General features: G+C 70.8%; 12 protein-coding genes. All 12 read left to right on the top strand.

Features of this window, described 5'->3' with window-relative positions:
* Positions 1-197: 197 nt before the first annotated feature.
* The 12 genes from BMY69_RS19700 (at position 198) to gspD (ending at position 17,859) form a co-directional block, all read left to right on the top strand.
* A complete protein-coding gene (locus tag BMY69_RS19700) occupies positions 198-6,995 on the top strand; it encodes an ESPR-type extended signal peptide-containing protein (protein WP_177191192.1) in 6,798 nt (2,265 codons plus the stop codon).
* A gap of 228 nt (positions 6,996-7,223) precedes the next feature.
* Positions 7,224-8,921 carry a type II secretion system ATPase GspE gene (gspE, locus tag BMY69_RS14875; protein WP_175472881.1) on the top strand — a complete coding sequence of 566 codons (1,698 nt, stop codon included), beginning with the start codon at positions 7,224-7,226 and terminating at the stop codon, positions 8,919-8,921.
* A gap of 12 nt (positions 8,922-8,933) precedes the next feature.
* Complete coding sequence (gspF, locus tag BMY69_RS14870; RefSeq protein ID WP_090057438.1) at positions 8,934-10,151, top strand: type II secretion system inner membrane protein GspF; 1,218 nt, start codon at positions 8,934-8,936, stop codon at positions 10,149-10,151.
* 26 nt (positions 10,152-10,177) lie between these two features.
* The gene (gene gspG / locus BMY69_RS14865) at positions 10,178-10,603 is read left to right on the top strand and encodes a type II secretion system major pseudopilin GspG (RefSeq protein WP_090179692.1); all 426 of its coding nucleotides are present in this window, start codon (positions 10,178-10,180) and stop codon (positions 10,601-10,603) included.
* 26 nt (positions 10,604-10,629) lie between these two features.
* The gene (locus tag BMY69_RS14860) at positions 10,630-11,070 is read left to right on the top strand and encodes a GspH/FimT family pseudopilin (protein WP_090057433.1); all 441 of its coding nucleotides are present in this window, start codon (positions 10,630-10,632) and stop codon (positions 11,068-11,070) included.
* On the top strand, positions 11,067-11,489 hold the full coding sequence (locus tag BMY69_RS14855) for a prepilin-type N-terminal cleavage/methylation domain-containing protein (RefSeq protein WP_090179690.1): 423 nt from the start codon (positions 11,067-11,069) through the stop codon (positions 11,487-11,489). The genes BMY69_RS14860 and BMY69_RS14855 overlap by 4 nt, the downstream gene beginning before the upstream one ends.
* A complete protein-coding gene (locus BMY69_RS14850) occupies positions 11,486-12,151 on the top strand; it encodes a prepilin-type N-terminal cleavage/methylation domain-containing protein (protein ID WP_090057428.1) in 666 nt (221 codons plus the stop codon). The genes BMY69_RS14855 and BMY69_RS14850 overlap by 4 nt, the downstream gene beginning before the upstream one ends.
* Complete coding sequence (locus BMY69_RS14845; protein WP_090179688.1) at positions 12,148-13,005, top strand: type II secretion system minor pseudopilin; 858 nt, start codon at positions 12,148-12,150, stop codon at positions 13,003-13,005. Before BMY69_RS14850 ends, BMY69_RS14845 begins: the two co-directional genes overlap by 4 nt.
* A complete protein-coding gene (locus BMY69_RS14840) occupies positions 13,002-14,261 on the top strand; it encodes a PilN domain-containing protein (protein ID WP_090179685.1) in 1,260 nt (419 codons plus the stop codon). The genes BMY69_RS14845 and BMY69_RS14840 overlap by 4 nt, the downstream gene beginning before the upstream one ends.
* Positions 14,248-14,844: a type II secretion system protein GspM gene (gene gspM / locus BMY69_RS14835; protein ID WP_090179683.1), complete on the top strand. Its 597-nt coding sequence runs from the start codon at positions 14,248-14,250 to the stop codon at positions 14,842-14,844. Before BMY69_RS14840 ends, gspM begins: the two co-directional genes overlap by 14 nt.
* Positions 14,841-15,611: a hypothetical protein gene (locus tag BMY69_RS14830; RefSeq protein WP_090179681.1), complete on the top strand. Its 771-nt coding sequence runs from the start codon at positions 14,841-14,843 to the stop codon at positions 15,609-15,611. Before gspM ends, BMY69_RS14830 begins: the two co-directional genes overlap by 4 nt.
* Positions 15,612-15,648: 37 nt before the next feature.
* Positions 15,649-17,859 (top strand): type II secretion system secretin GspD, encoded by a 2,211-nt coding sequence (gspD, locus tag BMY69_RS14825; RefSeq protein ID WP_090179679.1) that lies wholly within the window; start codon positions 15,649-15,651, stop codon positions 17,857-17,859.
* The last annotated feature ends 30 nt before the right edge of the window (positions 17,860-17,889 follow it).

Genomic DNA, 17,889 nt, shown 5'->3' with positions numbered 1-17,889 from the left:
GGCCTCGACGTTCGGCAAGGGGGCCCGCCTCGCGGGCAGGGGACACATCGAACGGTTTCATCGGCCGACGGCGTCGCCGCCGGTCATCAGGACACACACATCGTCCGCCGCGGTCGCGACGGACCGGTGACGGGCAGCGCGCCGCGCACCCGCGCTCCGATCGCCCACATGCGGACATTTCCGGGAGGAAGGTTGACGTGAATACCATCTACAGCAAGGTCTGGAACAAATCGCTCGGCATCCTGGTCGTCGCCTCGGAACTGGCACGGGCCAACGGCAAGGGCGGTGCGTCCCGACGCGTGCGCGCCGCGATGGCCGCGCTGCCCCTGGCCGCCGGCATCGTGCTGGCGCTGGGCAGCTCGCCGGCACAGGCCGGCAACATCTGCGGCGGTTACCTCTTGGGCATTCAGGGCAAGTCGCCGGTCGCGAAGGGCGCCGACGCGTTCGCATGCGGCACCTCGGCCAAGGCCGCGGGCGACTACAGCACGGCGGTGGGCACCGCCGCCGACAGCAGCGGCATGTACAGCGTCGCGCTCGGCCAGGCCGCCCGCTCCGATGGCGCATGGTCGACGGCGGTCGGCCAGAACGCGCGTGCCAGCGGCACGGGCGCGGTGGCGATCGGCGAATCGTCGTACGCGAGCGGTTCGGCCGCATCGGCGTTCGGCACGGACTCGCGCGCTACCGCGAAGAATTCCGTCGCGCTCGGCGACGGCTCGATCGCCGATCGCGCCAACACGGTGTCGATCGGCAAGGTCAACGAGGATCGCCAGCTCGTCCACGTCGCCGACGGCACGCAGGACACGGACGCCGTGAACAAGCGGCAGCTCGACAAGGTGTCGACCTCGGTCGGTGGTGTGTCCACTCGGGTCGACGCGTTGTCGACCCGTGTCGATGGCGTCTCCACGCGCGTCGACGATCTGGCGGGCAGCGTCAGCGACGCATCGCATTACTTCAAGGCGAACGGCCTCGCCGACGGCAGCGACGACGCGCAGGCGGTCGGCGAGCAGGCGACCGCCTCGGGCTCCGGCGCGTTCGCCGGCGCGCAGGGTGCGAGCGCGTTCGGCAGCGGCGCGGTGGCGACGGGGCAGCAGGCGACGGCGACCGGCTATGGCACGGTCGCCACGGGACAGAACAGCGCGGCGTACGGCGCCGGTGCGCAGGCCACCGGCCCGGCGTCGGTCGCCGTGGGCGGCGTGGCGGTGGGTGCCGACGGCAATCCGCTGGTCACGCATAGTGGCGAGCCGGTCGAAACGGCAGCGACCAGCGCCGGCGTCGCCGGCACGGCGATCGGCGCCAGCGCGGAAGCCAGTGGCTTCGCCTCTTCGTCGCTCGGCGTGGGCGCGTATGCGAGCGGTGCGCAAGGTACGGCGGTCGGCGCGGTCGCGAACGCCATCGGCGACTACTCCACCGCCGTCGGCACGGCGAGCGCGGCGGTCGGTGTGAGCAGCGTCGCGGTCGGCGAGTCGTCGCAGGCGACGGGCGAGGAAAGCGTCGCCGTGGGTGGCACGGCGTACGGCTTCATCCCGACGCTCGCCAGTGGCGTGGGATCGTCGGCGTTCGGCAACGGCGCCTGGGGATCGGCGGATTACACGACGGCCGTCGGCTGGTCGAGCACGGCCAACCAGCTCAACGCGACGGCCGTCGGTGCGCTGGCCGGCGCGCTCGATGTCGACGCGGTGGCGGTTGGTTTCCGCAGCGCCGCCATCGGTGGGCAGACGACGACCGTCGGCACGAATTCCTTCGTCTGGGGCGAAGGCGCGTCGGCTTACGGTGCGAACAGCTTCATCTGGGGCGACAACGCGACGGGCCTCGGCAGCGCCACGAACATCGACGGCGACGACACCACGACGGTCGGCGCGAACACGAGCATCACCGGCAGCGGCTCCACCGCGATCGGCGCGAACAGCGCGGTCTTCGGCGACGAATCCACCGCGAACGGACACGGTGCGCTGGCGACCGGCACGGGCGCCTCGGCCGTGGGCGCGAGCAGCCTGGCCAGTGGCGATTACACGACCGCCGTCGGGCAGGGCTCGTTCGCCGGTGCGACGGGCGCGACGGCGAACGGCAGCGGTGCCGTGGCGACGGGCCAGCAGTCGACGGCGAGCGGATACGGCGCGGTGGCGACGGGACAGAACAGCGCGGCGTATGGCGCGGGCTCGCAGGCCAACGGTCCGGGCAGCGTCGCGGTGGGCGGCAACGCGGTGGACGACGAGGGCAACGCGCTGATCACCAACGGTGGCGTGCCGGTCGACACCGGCGCGACGACGGCGGCGATCGGTGGCACGGCGATCGGCGCGAGCGCGCAGGCGTCGGGCTTCGCGTCTTCCTCGCTGGGCGTCGGTGCGTACGCCAGCGGCGCGCAGGCGACGGCGGTCGGTGCGGTGGCCAACGCCACGGGTGATTACTCCACATCGGTGGGCACGCAGAGCGCGGCTACCGGCGCGAGCAGCGTCGCGGTCGGCGAAAGCGCGCAGGCCACGGGCGACGAGAGCGTCGCGCTCGGTGGCACGACGTTCTTCGGCTTCATCCCGGCGCTCGCGTCGGGCTACGCGACGACGGCGCTCGGTGCGGGCGCCTGGGCGACGGCGGACTACGCGACGGCGCTGGGCTGGAACAGCTACGCGGAAGGGGCGAACAGCACGTCGATCGGCAGCCTGTCGTACGCGTCGGCGGAAAACAGCGTCGCGCTGGGCGTGTCGTCGCTGGCCGACCGCGCGAACACCGTCTCGGTGGGCGGCGTCGGCAGCGAGCGGCAGATCACGAACGTCGCGGCAGGCACGGAAGCGACGGACGCGGTGAACAAGGGACAGCTGGACGCGAGCGTCAACGACGCCACGCGCTACTTCAAGGCGAACGGCCTCAACGACGGCAGCGACGACGCGCAGGCGATCGGCGATTACGCGACCGCTTCCGGCTCCGGCGCGTTCGCCGGCGCGCAGGGTGCCAGCGCCTATGGCAGCGGCGCGGTGGCGACGGGTGTGAACGCGACGGCATCCGGTTACGGCAGCGTGGCGACGGGCGAGGGAAGCTCCGCTTCCGGTGCCAACGCGCAGGCGACCGGCGACCGGAGCACGGCGCACGGGTCCGACGCCGTGGCGTCGGCGGCGCAGAATTCGGCGTTCGGCAGCGCGGCACAGGCGACCGGACAGCGATCGACGGCCGTGGGCGCGAGCTCGCGAAGCGTGGGCGACTACGCCGCGTCCGTGGGCAACGACAGCATCGCGAACGGCGAATCCAGTGTCGCCATCGGCGGTCCCGCCAACGCGCTCTATGGCACGGGATACAGCATCCTCTTCAACACCGAGGCGAACGGTTACGGCTCGACGGCGGTCGGCGCGGGCTCGTTCGCCCGCGATTACGGCACCGCGGTCGGCCTGCTCGCGACGGCGGGCGCGACGCGCGCCACCTCGGTGGGCTGGTCCGCGCTCTCGTACCAGGAGAACGCCACCGCGCTCGGCGAGTTCGCGATCGCGTACGGCGCCAACTCGACCGGCGTGGGTGGCGAGGCCACGGCGTACGGCGACAACTCGATCGCGTTCGGTTACCGCGCCGGAACGGCGAACGCCAACACCATCGCGATCGGTCCGCATAGCATCGCCGTGTTCGAGGGCGCGGTAGCCCTCGGTGCCAACGCGTACGCGAACAGCGCCGGTTCCGTCGCGCTCGGCAACAATTCGCTGGCGACGCGCGACAACAGCGTGTCGGTCGGCGCGTCGGAGCCGTGGATGGACACCAGCGGCGTCGTGCATGAGCCGTTCACGCGGCAGATCACCAACGTCGCCGCGGGCACGGAAGCGACGGATGCGGTGAACAAGGGACAACTCGATGCGGTATCGGGCAGCGTCACGGACGCCACGCGTTACTTCAAGGCGAACGGCCTGAACGACGGCAGCGACGATGCGCAGGCGGTCGGCGATTACGCGACCGCGTCCGGCGCCGGTGCGTTCGCCGGTGCGACGGGCGCGACGGCGAACGGCAGCGGTGCCGTGGCGACGGGCCAGCAGTCCACGGCGAGCGGATACGGCGCGGTGGCGACGGGACAGAACAGCGCGGCGTACGGCGCGGGCTCGCAGGCCAATGGCCCGGGCAGCGTCGCGGTGGGCGGCAACGCGGTGGACGACGAGGGCAACGCGCTGATCACCAACGGTGGCGTGCCGGTCGACACCGGTGCGACGACGGCGGCGATCGGTGGCACGGCGATCGGTGCGAGCGCGCAGGCGTCGGGTTTCGCGTCCTCCTCGCTGGGTGTGGGTGCTTACGCCAGCGGCGCGCAGGCGACGGCGGTGGGTGCGGTGGCCAATGCCACGGGTGATTACTCGACATCGGTGGGCACGCAGAGCGCCGCGACGGGCGCGAGCAGCGTCGCGGTCGGCGAAAGCGCGCAGGCCACGGGCGACGAGAGCGTCGCGCTCGGCGGCACGACGTTCTTCGGTTTCATCCCGGCGCTCGCGTCGGGCTACGCGACGACGGCGCTCGGTGCGGGTGCGTGGGCGACGGCGGACTACGCCACGGCGCTGGGCTGGAACAGCTACGCGGAAGGGGCGAACAGTACGTCGATCGGCAGCCTGTCGTACGCGTCGGCGGAGAACAGCGTCGCGCTGGGCGCGTCGTCGCTGGCCGACCGCGCGAACACCGTTTCCGTGGGCGATGTCGGCAGCGAGCGGCAGATCACGAACGTCGCGGCAGGCACGGAAGCGACGGACGCGGTCAACAAGGGACAGCTCGATGCGGTATCGGGCAGCGTCACGGACGCCACGCGCTACTTCAAGGCGAACGGTCTGAACGACGGCAGCGACGACGCGCAGGCACTCGCCGATCAGGCCACCGCTTCCGGTTCCGGCGCGTTCGCCGGCGCGCAAGGTGCCAGCGCCTATGGCAGCGGCGCGGTGGCGACCGGTCAGCAGGCCACGGCGACGGGCTACGGCGCGGTCGCCTTGGGGCAGAACAGCGCGGCCTACGGTGCCGGTTCGCAGGCGAACGGACCGGGTAGCGTGGCCGTCGGTGGCAACGCCGTCGACGAGGACGGCAACGCCCTCATCGCGGACGGCAACGGCAATCCGGTGGATACCGGTGCGACGACCGCCGCGGTTGGCGGCACGGCGGTCGGCGCGAGCGCGCAGGCCGGTGGCTTCGCCGCCACGTCGGTCGGCGTCGGCGCGTTCGCCAGCGGCGACCAGTCGACGGCCCTCGGTGCGGTCGCCAACGCCACGGGCGACTACGCGACGGCGGTGGGCACGGCCACGACCGCCTCGGGTGCCGGCTCGGTTGCCGTCGGCGGACCGAGCAACCTGCCCGGCGTCGGCCTCATCTATACCGGAGCGACGGGCGACAGCGCCGCGGCGTTCGGTGCGGGTGCGCAGGCGACGGCGGATTACGCCACGGCCCTGGGTGCCATCGCGGGCGCCGAAGGCGTCGGCAGCACCGCGGTCGGTTACTTCGCGTATGCGCCGGGGGCGAACGCGACGGCGCTCGGCATCAACAGCTGGGCCTCGGGTGCCAGCAGCGTGGCGGTCGGCGACTACTCGACCGCGACGGGCAGCCGGAGCGTCGCCGTCGGCGCGGACGCCACGGCCTCGGCGGCCAACAGCGTGGCGCTGGGAACCAACTCGGTGGCGAACCGCGCGAACACCGTCTCGGTGGGATCGACGACCGGGACGCGGCAGATCGCCAACGTCGCCGCGGGCACGCAGGGCACCGATGCGGTCAACGTCGACCAGCTGACCGCCCTGTCCGACAGCGTCGGCAGCGCGCAGCATTACGTGGCCGCCAACGGTGCCGGCGACGGTTCGGACGACGCCAGCGCCACCGGCGCGTTCGCGACCGCCACGGGTGCCGCCAGCGGCGCGAGCGGCGACATGTCCACGGCGATCGGCGCGTTCGCCACGGCCAGTCGGGAATCGGCGACGGCGATCGGTGCCTCGGCGAACGCCGGTGCCGCCGGTGCCACGGCGATCGGTGACAGCGCCCGCGCGCTGGGCGCCAATTCGGTGGCCCTGGGCAGCGGATCGCTGGCCACGCGCGCCAACACGGTGTCGGTGGGCACGGCGGCCAGCAACCGCCAGATCACCAACGTGGCGGCCGGTACGCAGAACACCGACGCGGTGAACCTGGGCCAGCTCAACTCGGCCCTGAGCAGCGCCTTCTCGGGTACCTCAAATGCGGCCGGCAATGCCGTCGCGATGGCTCTCGGCGGCGGCGCGACGATGGGCGCCAACGGCCTCGTCGGTCCGACCTATCGCGTGCAGGGCGCGCAGTACGGTTCCGTCGGCGACGCGGTGGGTGCGCTGGACGGTGCCCTCGGGTCGCTCAACAACCGCGTGGGTGCCCTCGAGTCGAAGTCCGGCACCGGCGGCAGCACGATCCCGGGCGGCACGCCGCCGCGCGGCGGTAGCACCGCCACGATCGCCGCCAAGGCCACGACGACGGCGGCCGTGCCGCAGGAAGTCGCGGCCGCGGTCGCGGCGCCCGTCGCCGCCGGCAGCCCGGTGGCGGCCGCGGCGGTTCCGATCGCGCCGGCCGCGATCGACGGCGGCAACGCCCCGATCACGAACGTGGCCCCCGGCGTGGCGCCGACGGACGCCGCCAACGTCAGCCAGGTCGACCAGGCGCTGACCACGGCCAAGTCGTATGCCGACCAGGGCGACGCGGCGACGCTGAACAGCGCGAAGCAGTACACCGACCAGCGGTTCGGCGACGTGGTGAGCGGCGGGGCGTTCGACGAGTACAAGCGCACCGTCGACCGCCGCTTCAGCAACCTCAACGACCGCCTGAACAAGGTGGGCGCGATGGGCGCCGCCATGTCCCAGATGGCCTTCAGCGCCCAGGGCGTCAACGGCGACAACCGGCTTGGCGTGGGCGTCGGCGGATACAAGGGGCAGGGCGCGCTGTCGGTGGGCTACTCGCGGAGCATCTCGTCCAACGCCGCCCTGACCTTCGGCGCGGCGGTCAGCGGCGGGGAGTCCTCCGGTGGCGTCGGCGTAGGTATCGGCTGGTAAACGAGTCCGGCGGCGGCCGACAAGCCGCCGCCAGGTGCCTGAAAAGCCGGCGGCGACGCCGGCTTTTCTTGTTGCGCCACGTCGCGGATCGTCACGCGCACGGTCGCCGTCGACGCACCGTATGTGCTACCAATAGCGCCCCATCCGGTCAGGAACGACCGGGCGGTACGACGTAACCAACGGACAGCGTGTGGAGATGGCATGTCTGCGATGACCGAGCAAAGGGACATGCTTACCGGGGAACCGGGAGAAGCCCAGGTCTGTGCGCACCTCGTGGCGCATGGGCGGCTCAAGGATACCGATCTGGCGCGGGCGCGCCGGCTGCACGACGAGGCACCGGAAGGAACGCTCACGGCGCTGATGGCCCGCCTCGGGCTCGTGTCCGAACGCGACCTCGCCGACGCGTGGGCCGATCTGCTCGGCCTGCCGCTGCTCGCGGCCAAGGACGCCCCGGAGCTGCCGCCGGCCGACGTCGAACTCTCGCCCCGGTTCCTCAAGCAGTACCACGTCGTTCCCGTCCGCGAGGGCGAGGAGGGGCTGGCGCTGCTCGTGGCCGACCCGGCCGATCCCTATCCGTTGCAGGCCGTGCGCCTGGCGACCGGGCGCGACGTCCAGCTCCGCGTCGGCCTGCGTTCGGAAATCGACGACCTGATCGAACGTTATTACGGCCAGGGCCGTTCCGCGATGGGCAGCATCGTCGAGAGCCTCGACGGCAGCGCCGCGGTGGAAGACGACGTGGAGCACCTGCGCGACCTCGCCTCGGAAGCGCCCGTCATCCGCCTGGTGAACCTGATCCTGCAGCGCGCGGTGGAGCAGCGCGCGTCGGACGTGCACATCGAGCCGTTCGAGAATCGGCTCAAGGTGCGCTACCGCATCGACGGCGTGCTGCACGAGGTCGAGGCGCCGCCGTCGAGTTCCACGGCGGCGGTGATCTCCCGCGTGAAGATCATGGCGCGCCTGAACATCGCCGAGCGTCGCCTGCCGCAGGACGGCCGCATCCAGCTGCGCGTGCAGGGCAAGGAACTCGACCTGCGCGTTTCGACGGTGCCGACCAGCTTCGGCGAATCGGTGGTGATGCGTATCCTCGATCGCGAATCCATCGTGTTCGACTTCGCGTCGCTCGGGTTCACCGACCACTTCCGCGACCGCTTCGTCGAGGTGCTCGACCGGCCGCACGGCATCCTGCTCGTCACCGGCCCGACCGGTTCGGGCAAGACCACCACGCTGTACACCGCGCTGTCCCAGATCAACACGCCGGACGTCAAGATCATCACGGTCGAGGACCCGGTCGAGTACCAGATCGAGGGCATCAACCAGATCCAGGTCAAGCCGCAGATCGGCCTCGACTTCGCGGGCGCGCTGCGCTCGATCGTCCGCCAGGATCCGGACGTCATCATGATCGGCGAAATGCGCGACCTGGAAACCTGCCGCATCGCGATCCAGTCCGCGCTCACGGGCCATCTCGTGCTCTCCACGCTGCATACCAACAGCGCGTCCGGCGGCATCACCCGTCTGCTCGACATGGGCGTGGAGGATTATCTGCTCGGTTCCACGGTCAACGGCATCCTCGCCCAGCGACTCGTGCGCCGCCTCGATCCCGAAACCGCCGTGCCTTACGAGGCCCTGCCGGAAGTGATCGAACAGTTCGAGCTGCACAAATACACGGACGAGCGCCCGATCCGCCTGTGGAAGCCGGGCAGCAGCGCCGCCAACCCCACGGGCTACCGCGGGCGCCGGGCGATCATGGAATTCCTGGTGATGAGCGATCCGCTGCGGCGGCTCGTGATGCAGCGCGCGGATGCCGGCGAGATCGAGCGCCAGGCGCGCTCCGAAGGCATGCGCACGATGTACGAGGACGGCCTCGCCAAGGCGGTGGCCGGTGTCACGACGATCGAGGAAGTCCTGCGCGTCACGCAGGAATCGTAAGGCCGCCCGCGAATGAGCCAGTTCCGCTACCGCGCCATCAGCGCCGCCGGCGAAGCCCTCACGGGTCGCATGGAGGCCGCGTCGATCGAGGACGTCGTCGCCCGTCTGCAGGACCAGGGACACACGCCGATCGAGGCCGTGCCCGCCGATGGCGACGCCTCGGGCGGCAGCTTCGCCGCGCTCTTTCGCAAGGGGCCGTTCACGGGCGACCAGCTCGCGCAGTTCACGCACCAGCTCGCGACGCTCCTCGGCGCGGGCCAGCCGCTCGACCGCGCGCTCGGGATCCTGCTCGACCTGCCCGAGGGCGAGCGCGCGAAGAACATGGTCGAGCGCATCCGCGACCGCGTGCGCGGCGGCACGACGCTGTCGACCGCGCTCGACGAGGAGAACGGGGTGTTCCCGCGTCTCTACGTGAGCCTCGTGCGCGCCGGCGAGGCCGGCGGTTCGCTCGACGAGACCCTGCGCCGCCTCGCCGACTACCTCGAACGCGCGCAGGCCCTGCGCGGCAGCATCATCAACGCGCTGATCTATCCCGCGTTCCTGATGGTCGGCGTGCTCGGGTCGCTGGTGCTCCTGCTGGCCTACGTCGTGCCGCAGTTCGTGCCGATCTTCGCGGACATGCAGGTGCCCATCCCGCTCATCACGAAGGTGGTGCTGGGTATCGGGACGACCATCGGCGACTGGTGGTGGGCGATCCTCGCCTTCGGTGTCGTCGCCGTCGTGCTGCTGCGCCTCCGCCTGCGCGATCCCGAGACGAAGCTCGCGTTCCACGGACGCCTCCTGACGATGCGCGTCGCCGGCCCCCTGTTGCTCAAGGTGGAGACCGCGCGCATCGCACGCACGCTCGGCACGCTGCTGAAGAACGGCGTGCCGCTCCTCTCGTCGCTGGCCATCGCCCGGCAGGTGACGGGGAACCGCGCCCTCGACCTCGCGCTCGAGCAGGCCGCCGAACGCGTGAAGGGTGGCGCGGGCCTCGGTTCGTCGCTCGGCCAGACCGAACGCTTTCCGCGCCTCGCGCTGCAGATGATCCAGGTGGGCGAGGAAGCCGGCGCGCTGGACACGATGCTGCTGAAGGTCGCCGACACCTTCGACGTGGAGGCGAAGCGCGCGATCGACCGCCTGCTCGCCGCGCTGGTGCCCACCCTCACGATCGTCATGACCGTGCTCGTCGCCTTCATCATGGCGGCGATCCTCCTGCCCCTGCTCAGCCTCACCAGCAACATCAACTGACCGAATCGTTCCAAGGAGTCGTACCCATGCGTGACAACCGAACCCTTCGCCACGGCCATGCCCGCGGCTTCACGCTGCTTGAAATGCTGGCCGTCATCGTGCTGATCGGCATCATCGGCGCCATCGTCGTCACCCAGGTCGGCAAGAACGTCGACAAGGGCAAGTACGGCGCCGGCAAGGCGCAGTTGACCACGCTCGGCCAGAAGATCGAGAACTACGCGCTCGACAACGGGACGCCGCCGCACGCGCTGGAAGACCTCACGACGAAGCCCGCCGACGCCAGCAACTGGCAGGGGCCGTACGCGAAGGAATCCGACCTCAAGGATCCCTGGGGCCACGCGTTCGGTTACCGCTATCCGGGCGAGCACGGCAGCTTCGACGTCGTGTTCTACGGCCAGGACGGCAAGGCCGGCGGCGAAGGCTATTCGGCCGACGTCGGCAACTGGCAGTAAGGGCCTCCGGAGCCGGATGATCCTGCATGCGCGCGCGCGGTTTCACGCTGTTCGAGATGCTCGCGGTGATCCTGTTGATCGGGATCGCCGCGGCCGCCGTCTCGATCCCCGTGACGCAGGGACTCGCCAGTGCCCGCGTCAACGCGGCCAGCGGTGAGCTCGCCGCCGCGCTGCGCTGGACGCGCGCGCAATCCATCGTTCGCGGCGAGAGCCTCGCGCTCGAGGTCGACACGGCCGCGGCGACGTACAAGCCGCCGGGCAAGGGCGACGTGCGACTGCCGAAGGACATGCGCGTCTCCATCACCAGCGCCCGCGAAGACCAGGCGAACGCCACCACCGGCCGCATCCGCTTCTTTCCCGACGGCAGCTCGACGGGCGGACGCGTCACGCTGAAGCGTGGCGATCGCGAATGGCACGTCAACGTCGGCTGGCTGACCGGCGCGGTCAGCGTGGTGGACACGCGATGAGGCGCGCACCAGCCCGCCAGCGTGGTTTCAGCCTGCTCGAGGTGATCGCGGCCATCGCCATCCTCGCGATCGCGTTCGCCGCGCTGATGCAGGTCGCCGGCAGCTCGCTCAGCCTGACCGCGAGGGCCAACGAGCGGACCCAGGCCGCGCTGCGGGCACGCACGCTGCTCGACGGCGCGTTCGTCATGGACCCCGTGCGGGAAGGTTCCAGCGAGGGCCGGTTCGACGATACGTATCGCTGGCGCATGAACGTCGCGCGTTATCGGCCGCCCGACGATGCCTCGCGCGACGATGCGAGCGACGCCGGCGGCATGTTCCGGATCGATCTCGACGTCATCTGGGGTGATCCCTCCAGCGAACGTCATGCACGCTTTTCCACATTGCGCCTCGCTGGCCCCGGCGGGGGCAACGTGCCATGAGGCACGCACGCGGCTTCAGCCTGATGGAGGTGCTCGCGGCGCTCGCTCTGCTGACGATCGTGCTGCTGGGCGTGTACTCCGGCATCTCGACGGCGACGCGCATCGTCCGCGGCGGCAGCGCGGCGATCGAGCGCATGGACGAGATCCGCTCGGCGCAATCCTATCTGCGCACCGAGCTGGCGCAGGCCCTGGTCATTCCCTTCGGCGAGAACGACGACGGCGATCCCATCGTCTTCTCGGGCGACGACCACTCGCTTCGCTTCGTCGCGCCGATGCCAGGTTATCTTTCGCGCCTCGGGCCGCAACTGCAGACCGTTTCGCTGGTCGGCGACGGGAAGGATGGCTACCGCCTCGAGGTCGCCCTGGCGCTGCTGCCGCCCGACGGCGGCGACCCGCAACCGCTGGGCGAGCCGGAGGTGCTGCTTCGCGGCATTCGCAAAGGCGCCTTCGCGTTCCGCGGGCTCGACGAACAGGGCAAGCCGGGCGACTGGCAGGACGCGTGGACGGACAACCGGCGCACCCCATCGCTGGTGCGGATCGCGCTCGACGTCGGCGGCAACGTGGCTTTCCCGACGCTCGTGGCGCCCCTGCGCATCGATGCCTCGGCATCGCGCAATGGATTCACGTTGTCGCGGACGCGACGAACGACGGGCATACGATGATGTTCGGTCGACACACCCGGGGCGTCGCCCTGCTCATCGTCCTCTGGGGCTGCACGTTGCTGGCGATCATGCTCGGCGGATTCGCCGCGCTCGCGCGCACGGAAGGGCTGCAGGCCCGCTACCAGTTCGCGCAGACGCGCGCCCATTACGCGGCCGAGGCGGGCGTGATGCGCGCCATCGCGGCGCTGCAGACACCGGATGCGTCGTCGCGCTGGATCGCGGACGGCCGCGTCTACGTGTTCGCCTTCGACGACGCGAAGGTCGACATCACCATCGTCGACGAGGACGGCAAGGTCGACCTCAATGCCGCGTCGGGCGACGTCCTGACCGGACTGTTCAAGGCGGCAGGCGTGCAGGACGACCGCGCGGGCAGGTTGTCGTCGGCCATCCAGGACTGGCGGCGGCCGGGCGACGCGGCGTCGCCCAACGGCGCCAAGAAACCGCAGTACGAGGCGGCGGGTCTCGCATACGGGCCGAGGAACGGACCGTTCGCCAGCGTCGAGGAAGCGCGCATGGTGCTCGGCATGGACGCGGCGACATGGGCGACGGTCGCGCCCGCGCTGACCATCTGGTCCGGCCGCGAGCGCCCCAACACCGAGCACGCGCAGCCCCTGGCCCTCGCCGCGATTCCCGGCCTCGGCGGCGCGGGCGCGGAAGCGGTGCTCGCCACGCGCGCGCAGGGCGGCGGCGGTGCGATGGCGGGCGGCAACGGTGTCACGCACACGATACGTGCTGAGGCGATCCTTGACGACGGAACCAGGAGTTCCCTTACATCGACGATCCGGCTCCGTGGGATAAGATCCGGAAATCAGCCCTACGCAGTGTTGCGTTGGCGCGAAGGAGATACTGAATGACCACATGGCAGGACGCATCGCAGCTGCAGCTCGATCGCCTGCGCCGTGCCTGGCGCGGTAGCGCGCTGCCGGGCTTCCTGCGCTGGTGGGGTGGCGAGTTACAGGCGTTCGTGCCCGTGCGCTGGCGCGCCGTGTTCGCCGGTGGCGAACGCTGGTACGCGATCGAACGGCACGGCGACGCCTGGCGCGTGCGCCGGGCGGGCGAGGCGTACGCCGTCGCGGAAGCATCCGACGGCGGCGCGACGGAAGACCGCGCCGCGTCGCTCGCGCGCGCCTTCGCCGATGCCGATCCGTCCGATCGCCGCGTGGCGCTGGTGCTTCCGCCGGCCGCCGTCCTGCGTCGTCGCCTCGTGCTGCCACTGGCCGCGCGCGACAACCTGCGTCAGGTGGTCGGCTACGACCTCGACAGGCAGACGCCGTTCCGCGCGGAAGACATCCACTTCGGCGTGCGCGAACTCGGCGAGGGCGGTCCGGAAGGCCGCTTCGTCGCGGAACTCGCGGCGACACCCCGCGCGGGTCTGGATCCCCTGCTCGACGAACTGGCCGCGCTCGGCATCCAACCCGACCGCGTCGACGTGGCGGATGGCAACGCGCTGGCCGGCGTCAATCTGCTTCCACCCGCGCGCGTGCCGCGGCGCGTCGATCGGCGGCGTCGCCTCAACGGTGTGCTCGTGGCCGCGATCGTGCTGCTCGCGGTCGCCTGCATGGCCGCGTGGCTGCACAACCGGGGCGTCGCCCTGCAGGCGATGCGCGACGAGGTCGAGGCCATGCGCGGCGACGCGCAGCGGGTGAAGGAGCTGCGTCAGCGACTCACCGACAGCGCGGGTGCATCCGGCTTCCTCGCACGGAAGAAAACAGAGGCGCCGTCCATCCTGCCGGTGCTCGAAGACCTGACACGCCGCCTGCCCGACGACACCTGGCTGGAGCGTTTCACGCTCAATGCCACGGGCCAGATCGGCTTCCAGGGCCAGAGCCCGCAAGCCGCGCGCCTCATCGATGCGCTGAAGGGCGCGTCCACGATCGGCGACCCGAGTTTCCAGGGAACGATCCAGACCGATCCCACGTCCGGCAAGGAACGCTTCTACATGCAGGCGAAAGCGCAGATGCCGAAGCCCGAAGCCGCCGGCGCGAAGACCGCGCCCGCCACGGCGTCCACATCATCGCGCGCGGCCGCCGAAAAACCGGTCGCCTCGCCGGCGGCGTCCGGCACGAGCAACGGGACGAAGGAGGGCGCTCGTGCGAATGAAACCCGCTGAGTCCCGCATCGCCGCCGTGCTGTTGCTCGTGCTCGCCCTGGCGATAGGTTATTTCGCGCTCGTGCACTGGTGGTTCGTCGCGCCGCAGCTGACGATCGCCGACGAGATGGACGATCTGCGCGACACGCAGCGCCGTTTCGCCGCGGCCATCGCCGAACGGCCGCAGTTGGAGAAGCGCCTCGCCGCGCTGGAGCAGGGGCAGACGCACAGCGATGCCTTCCTGCCGGGCGACGACGCCAACGCGGCCGCGGCGGGCCTCATGCAGCGCATCGTCGACGTCGCGGCCGCCCACCGCGAGGACGGCGCATGCGACGTCGTGCAGAAGATGCCCGTGCCCAGCCAGGAGAAGGCGGGCGATCCGTATCGCAAGGTCACGGTCAACATCAGCCTGCGTTGCCAGATGCAGCCGATGACGGCCGTGCTGCACGACATCGAGGACGAGACGCCTTACCTCTTCATCGAGGATTTCAGCATCTATCGCAATCCCGTCGCCGCGCGCGCCGGCGGTAACGCGCCCATGGAAGTGCAGTTCACCGTGTCCGGTTACATCCATGCCGCGCGCGACGCGAAGGTGTCCTCGTGAACGCCGCCGGTCAGCGTCGCCTCACCCCCGTTCTCGCCATCACGGCGGCGCTGCTCGCTGCGGTGTGCGCCTCGTTCGTGCTTGGTGTGGGCCGCGGCGTCCAGTGGGACGACCCGGGCACGCCCGAGCCCCTCCCTCCCGTCCGGCAGCTTTCCATGCCGCCGCCGACACCGCTGGCGCGCTTCGCCGAGGTCTGGCAGCGCCCGTTGTTCATGGCCGATCGCAAGCCGGTCGCCGCGGCGGAGGGTTACGACACGTCCAGCAACATCGGCGATCTCGAACTCACCGGCATCATCATGACGCCCGGCCTGCGCATGGCGCTGCTCCGGGACCGCGGCAAGGACAGCACGGTTCGCGTCAAGGAGGGCACGGCGCTCGCCGACGGCCACTGGACGTTGTCGTCGCTCACGCCGCGAAGCGCCGTCTTCGACAACGGTGGCGAGCATCGCGAACTCACGCTCAAGGTCGCCGCGCCCGAAGCGCTCGCCAGGACGCCCGCCAAACCCGGCCAGCCCGCCATGCCGGGGCAGCCGACGGCACGCCCGTCGACGCCCGCGGGCAACGGCGTGCAGGTGCAGCAGCAGGCGGGGCAGGGCATGACGGGCCCGGCGCTGCCGCGTCCGCCCACGGATGCCGCCCGCACGCCGCCGCCGCGCCAGGACGAAGACGCCCTGCAGAGGGCGCGTGTCGAGGCGTTGAAACAGGCTGTCCAGAAACGCCGCATGGAGCAACAACAGCAGCGGCAGCAGGAAATGGATTCGAGGTAGAGGGCGCACGACGCGCCCCAGGGAAGGAGGCAACACCATGAAACGCAGCATGCTCGGCATGGCCGTCCTGACGGCTCTGCTGACGGTGGCTTGCGCCCCGCAGAAAGCGCGCAAGGACGACGGCAGGCTACAGCGCGAAGCGCTCGCCGGCGTCGAACGGCCGGTACCGGAGAGCCTTCCCCTCGCGCGGACGGCGGACCCGTCCGTCGACGACCCGCGGCCGGCGCAGGAGTCCGTCGCGCGCGAGATCAGTCGTGGCACCGGGCAGTTCATCCGACCGCAGGGCGTGGAACGGGCCGTACCCGTGGCCAGCGGCGCGGACGCGGTCACGCTCAACTTCGAAGACCAGCCCGTGGAAGCGGTGGTCAAGGCGATCCTCGGCGATCTGCTCGACGCGAACTATTCGGTGGCTCCTGGGGTGCAGGGCTCCATCTCGTTCGCGACGGCCAGGCCCGTGGCGAAATCCGAAGCGCTGCCGATCCTCGAGACGTTGCTCTCGTGGACGGGCAACGCGCTGGTGAAGGAACACGGCCGCTTCAGCGTCCTGCCGGCGAACCAGGCGGTCGCCGGCCGTCTTTCACCGACGTTGCGCGCGACGAAGCCGGCCGCGGGCCTGAGCGCGAGCCTCTTCCCGCTGCGCCATGTGTCCGCGCCCGCGATGGCGAAGCTGCTCGGCCCCTTCGTCAAGCCCGACGCCCTGCTGCTCACCGATCCGTCCCGCAACGTGCTGGTGGTCGCCGGTACGCGCGACGAACTCGCACGCGTCGGCGAGACGATCGAGACCTTCGACGTCGACTGGGTCGCCGGCATGTCCGTGGGTGTCTTCAGTCTGCGCAACGCGACGGTCGGCGAATTGCTCCCCGCGATCGAGGGGACGTTCGGCGAATCGAGCAACACGCCCATCGCGGGCCTGCTCAGGTTCATACCCATCGAACGGACCAACGCCATCGTCGTCATCGCGACGCGCTCGTCGCACCTCGATCAGGTCGGCGACTGGATCGATCGCATCGACCGTGGCGGCGGCAACGAGCCACGGCTGTTCGTTTACGACGTACGCAACCTTCTGGCGACCGACGTCGCGCGCTACGTGGCGAACGTGTTCGGCGGCGCCGTGTCGGGCGACGGCGGCGCACGGGTCGCACCGGGGCTCACGCCCGCGACCGTGGCAAGCGCGGGCGGCCTGGATGGCGCGAACGCCGACGCGGCCGCTGCCGGCGCCCCCGCGGATGAACAATCCGACTTCTTCCAGGCGCCGTCGGCGCCGGCGTCTTCGTCGCCGCCCGCCTCCGGCGCCTCCGACCTGCGCATCACGGCGATCGACGCCAACAACCAGCTCATGGTGCGTGCGCGACCGTCCCAGTGGGCCGAGGTGCGCCAGGCCATCGAACGCCTCGACGCGGTGCCGCTGCAGGTGCAGATCGAGACGCGGATCCTCGAGGTGAAGCTGCGCGACTCGTTCCGTTTCGGCGTGCAGTGGTACCTGGAAGGGCTCGCCGGAGGCAATGGCAGTGTCACTCAGCCCGGCAACAAGCAGCAGTGGGCGCTCGGCGGTGGAACGGCGGCGGCCAGCGGTACGAACACGTTGTATTACTCGTTCGTCAACAAGGATCTCCAGGTGACGCTGCGTGCGATGGAGCGCGACGGGAACACGAAGACGCTCTCCGCGCCGTCGCTGGTCGTCGTGAACAACCACAAGGCACGCATCCAGGTAGGCGACCAGATTCCCGTGACGCAGACCTTCGTCAACACGGGGCAGGGCGGCAACAGCACGGTCGGCCAGGTGGAATACAAGGACACCGGCGTCATCCTGGACGTCCGGCCGCGCGTGAATCCGGGCGGCTTGGTCTACCTCGACGTCGCGCAGGAGGTCAGCAACGCGGATGTCGAGGGCCTGATCGGCAACGCTCCCATATCGAAGCGCAAGCTGACGACGCAGGTCGCGGTGCAGAGCGGGCAGACGGTGTTGCTCGGCGGCCTCATCGGCGAGAAAGAGGCCAGACACCGCAGCGGCGTTCCCTTCCTCGGCCGTATCCCCGGCCTTGGCATCCTTTTCTCGGAGCGCTCGGAATCGCGCGACCGCACGGAGCTCGTGGTGCTCATCACGCCGCGGGTGATCACCAATGGCGACGACGCGAAGCGCGTCTCGGACGACTATCGGCGCGCGTTCCAGTCCCTGCGCCCCTTCGACGTGACGGCCGCGGACAGGAAGCCCTCGCCCGCAGGAGACGACATCGAACGCGAGGGCTGAGAGCGGCGGCGTCCGCCCTTGCGTACCATA

This window comes from Luteibacter sp. UNC138MFCol5.1 (assembly GCF_900110505.1).
In the GTDB taxonomy this organism is placed as follows: Bacteria; Pseudomonadota; Gammaproteobacteria; order Xanthomonadales; family Rhodanobacteraceae; genus Luteibacter.
The sequence above is the reverse complement of the archived record's forward strand: the minus strand, read 5'-3'. Positions and strand labels throughout refer to the sequence as shown.

Bases quoted from the DNA above. Each gene is read 5' to 3' on its own strand.
- gspD (WP_090179679.1), top strand. From the start codon at position 15,649: ATGAAACGCAGCATGCTCGGCATGGCCGTCCTGACGGCTCTGCTGACG.
- BMY69_RS14850 (WP_090057428.1), top strand. From the start codon at position 11,486: ATGAGGCACGCACGCGGCTTCAGCCTGATGGAGGTGCTCGCGGCGCTC.
- gspG (WP_090179692.1), top strand. From the start codon at position 10,178: ATGCGTGACAACCGAACCCTTCGCCACGGCCATGCCCGCGGCTTCACG.
- BMY69_RS14840 (WP_090179685.1), top strand. From the start codon at position 13,002: ATGACCACATGGCAGGACGCATCGCAGCTGCAGCTCGATCGCCTGCGC.
- gspE (WP_175472881.1), top strand. From the start codon at position 7,224: ATGCTTACCGGGGAACCGGGAGAAGCCCAGGTCTGTGCGCACCTCGTG.
- gspM (WP_090179683.1), top strand. From the start codon at position 14,248: ATGAAACCCGCTGAGTCCCGCATCGCCGCCGTGCTGTTGCTCGTGCTC.
- gspF (WP_090057438.1), top strand. From the start codon at position 8,934: ATGAGCCAGTTCCGCTACCGCGCCATCAGCGCCGCCGGCGAAGCCCTC.
- BMY69_RS14860 (WP_090057433.1), top strand. From the start codon at position 10,630: ATGCGCGCGCGCGGTTTCACGCTGTTCGAGATGCTCGCGGTGATCCTG.
- BMY69_RS14845 (WP_090179688.1), top strand. From the start codon at position 12,148: ATGATGTTCGGTCGACACACCCGGGGCGTCGCCCTGCTCATCGTCCTC.
- BMY69_RS14855 (WP_090179690.1), top strand. From the start codon at position 11,067: ATGAGGCGCGCACCAGCCCGCCAGCGTGGTTTCAGCCTGCTCGAGGTG.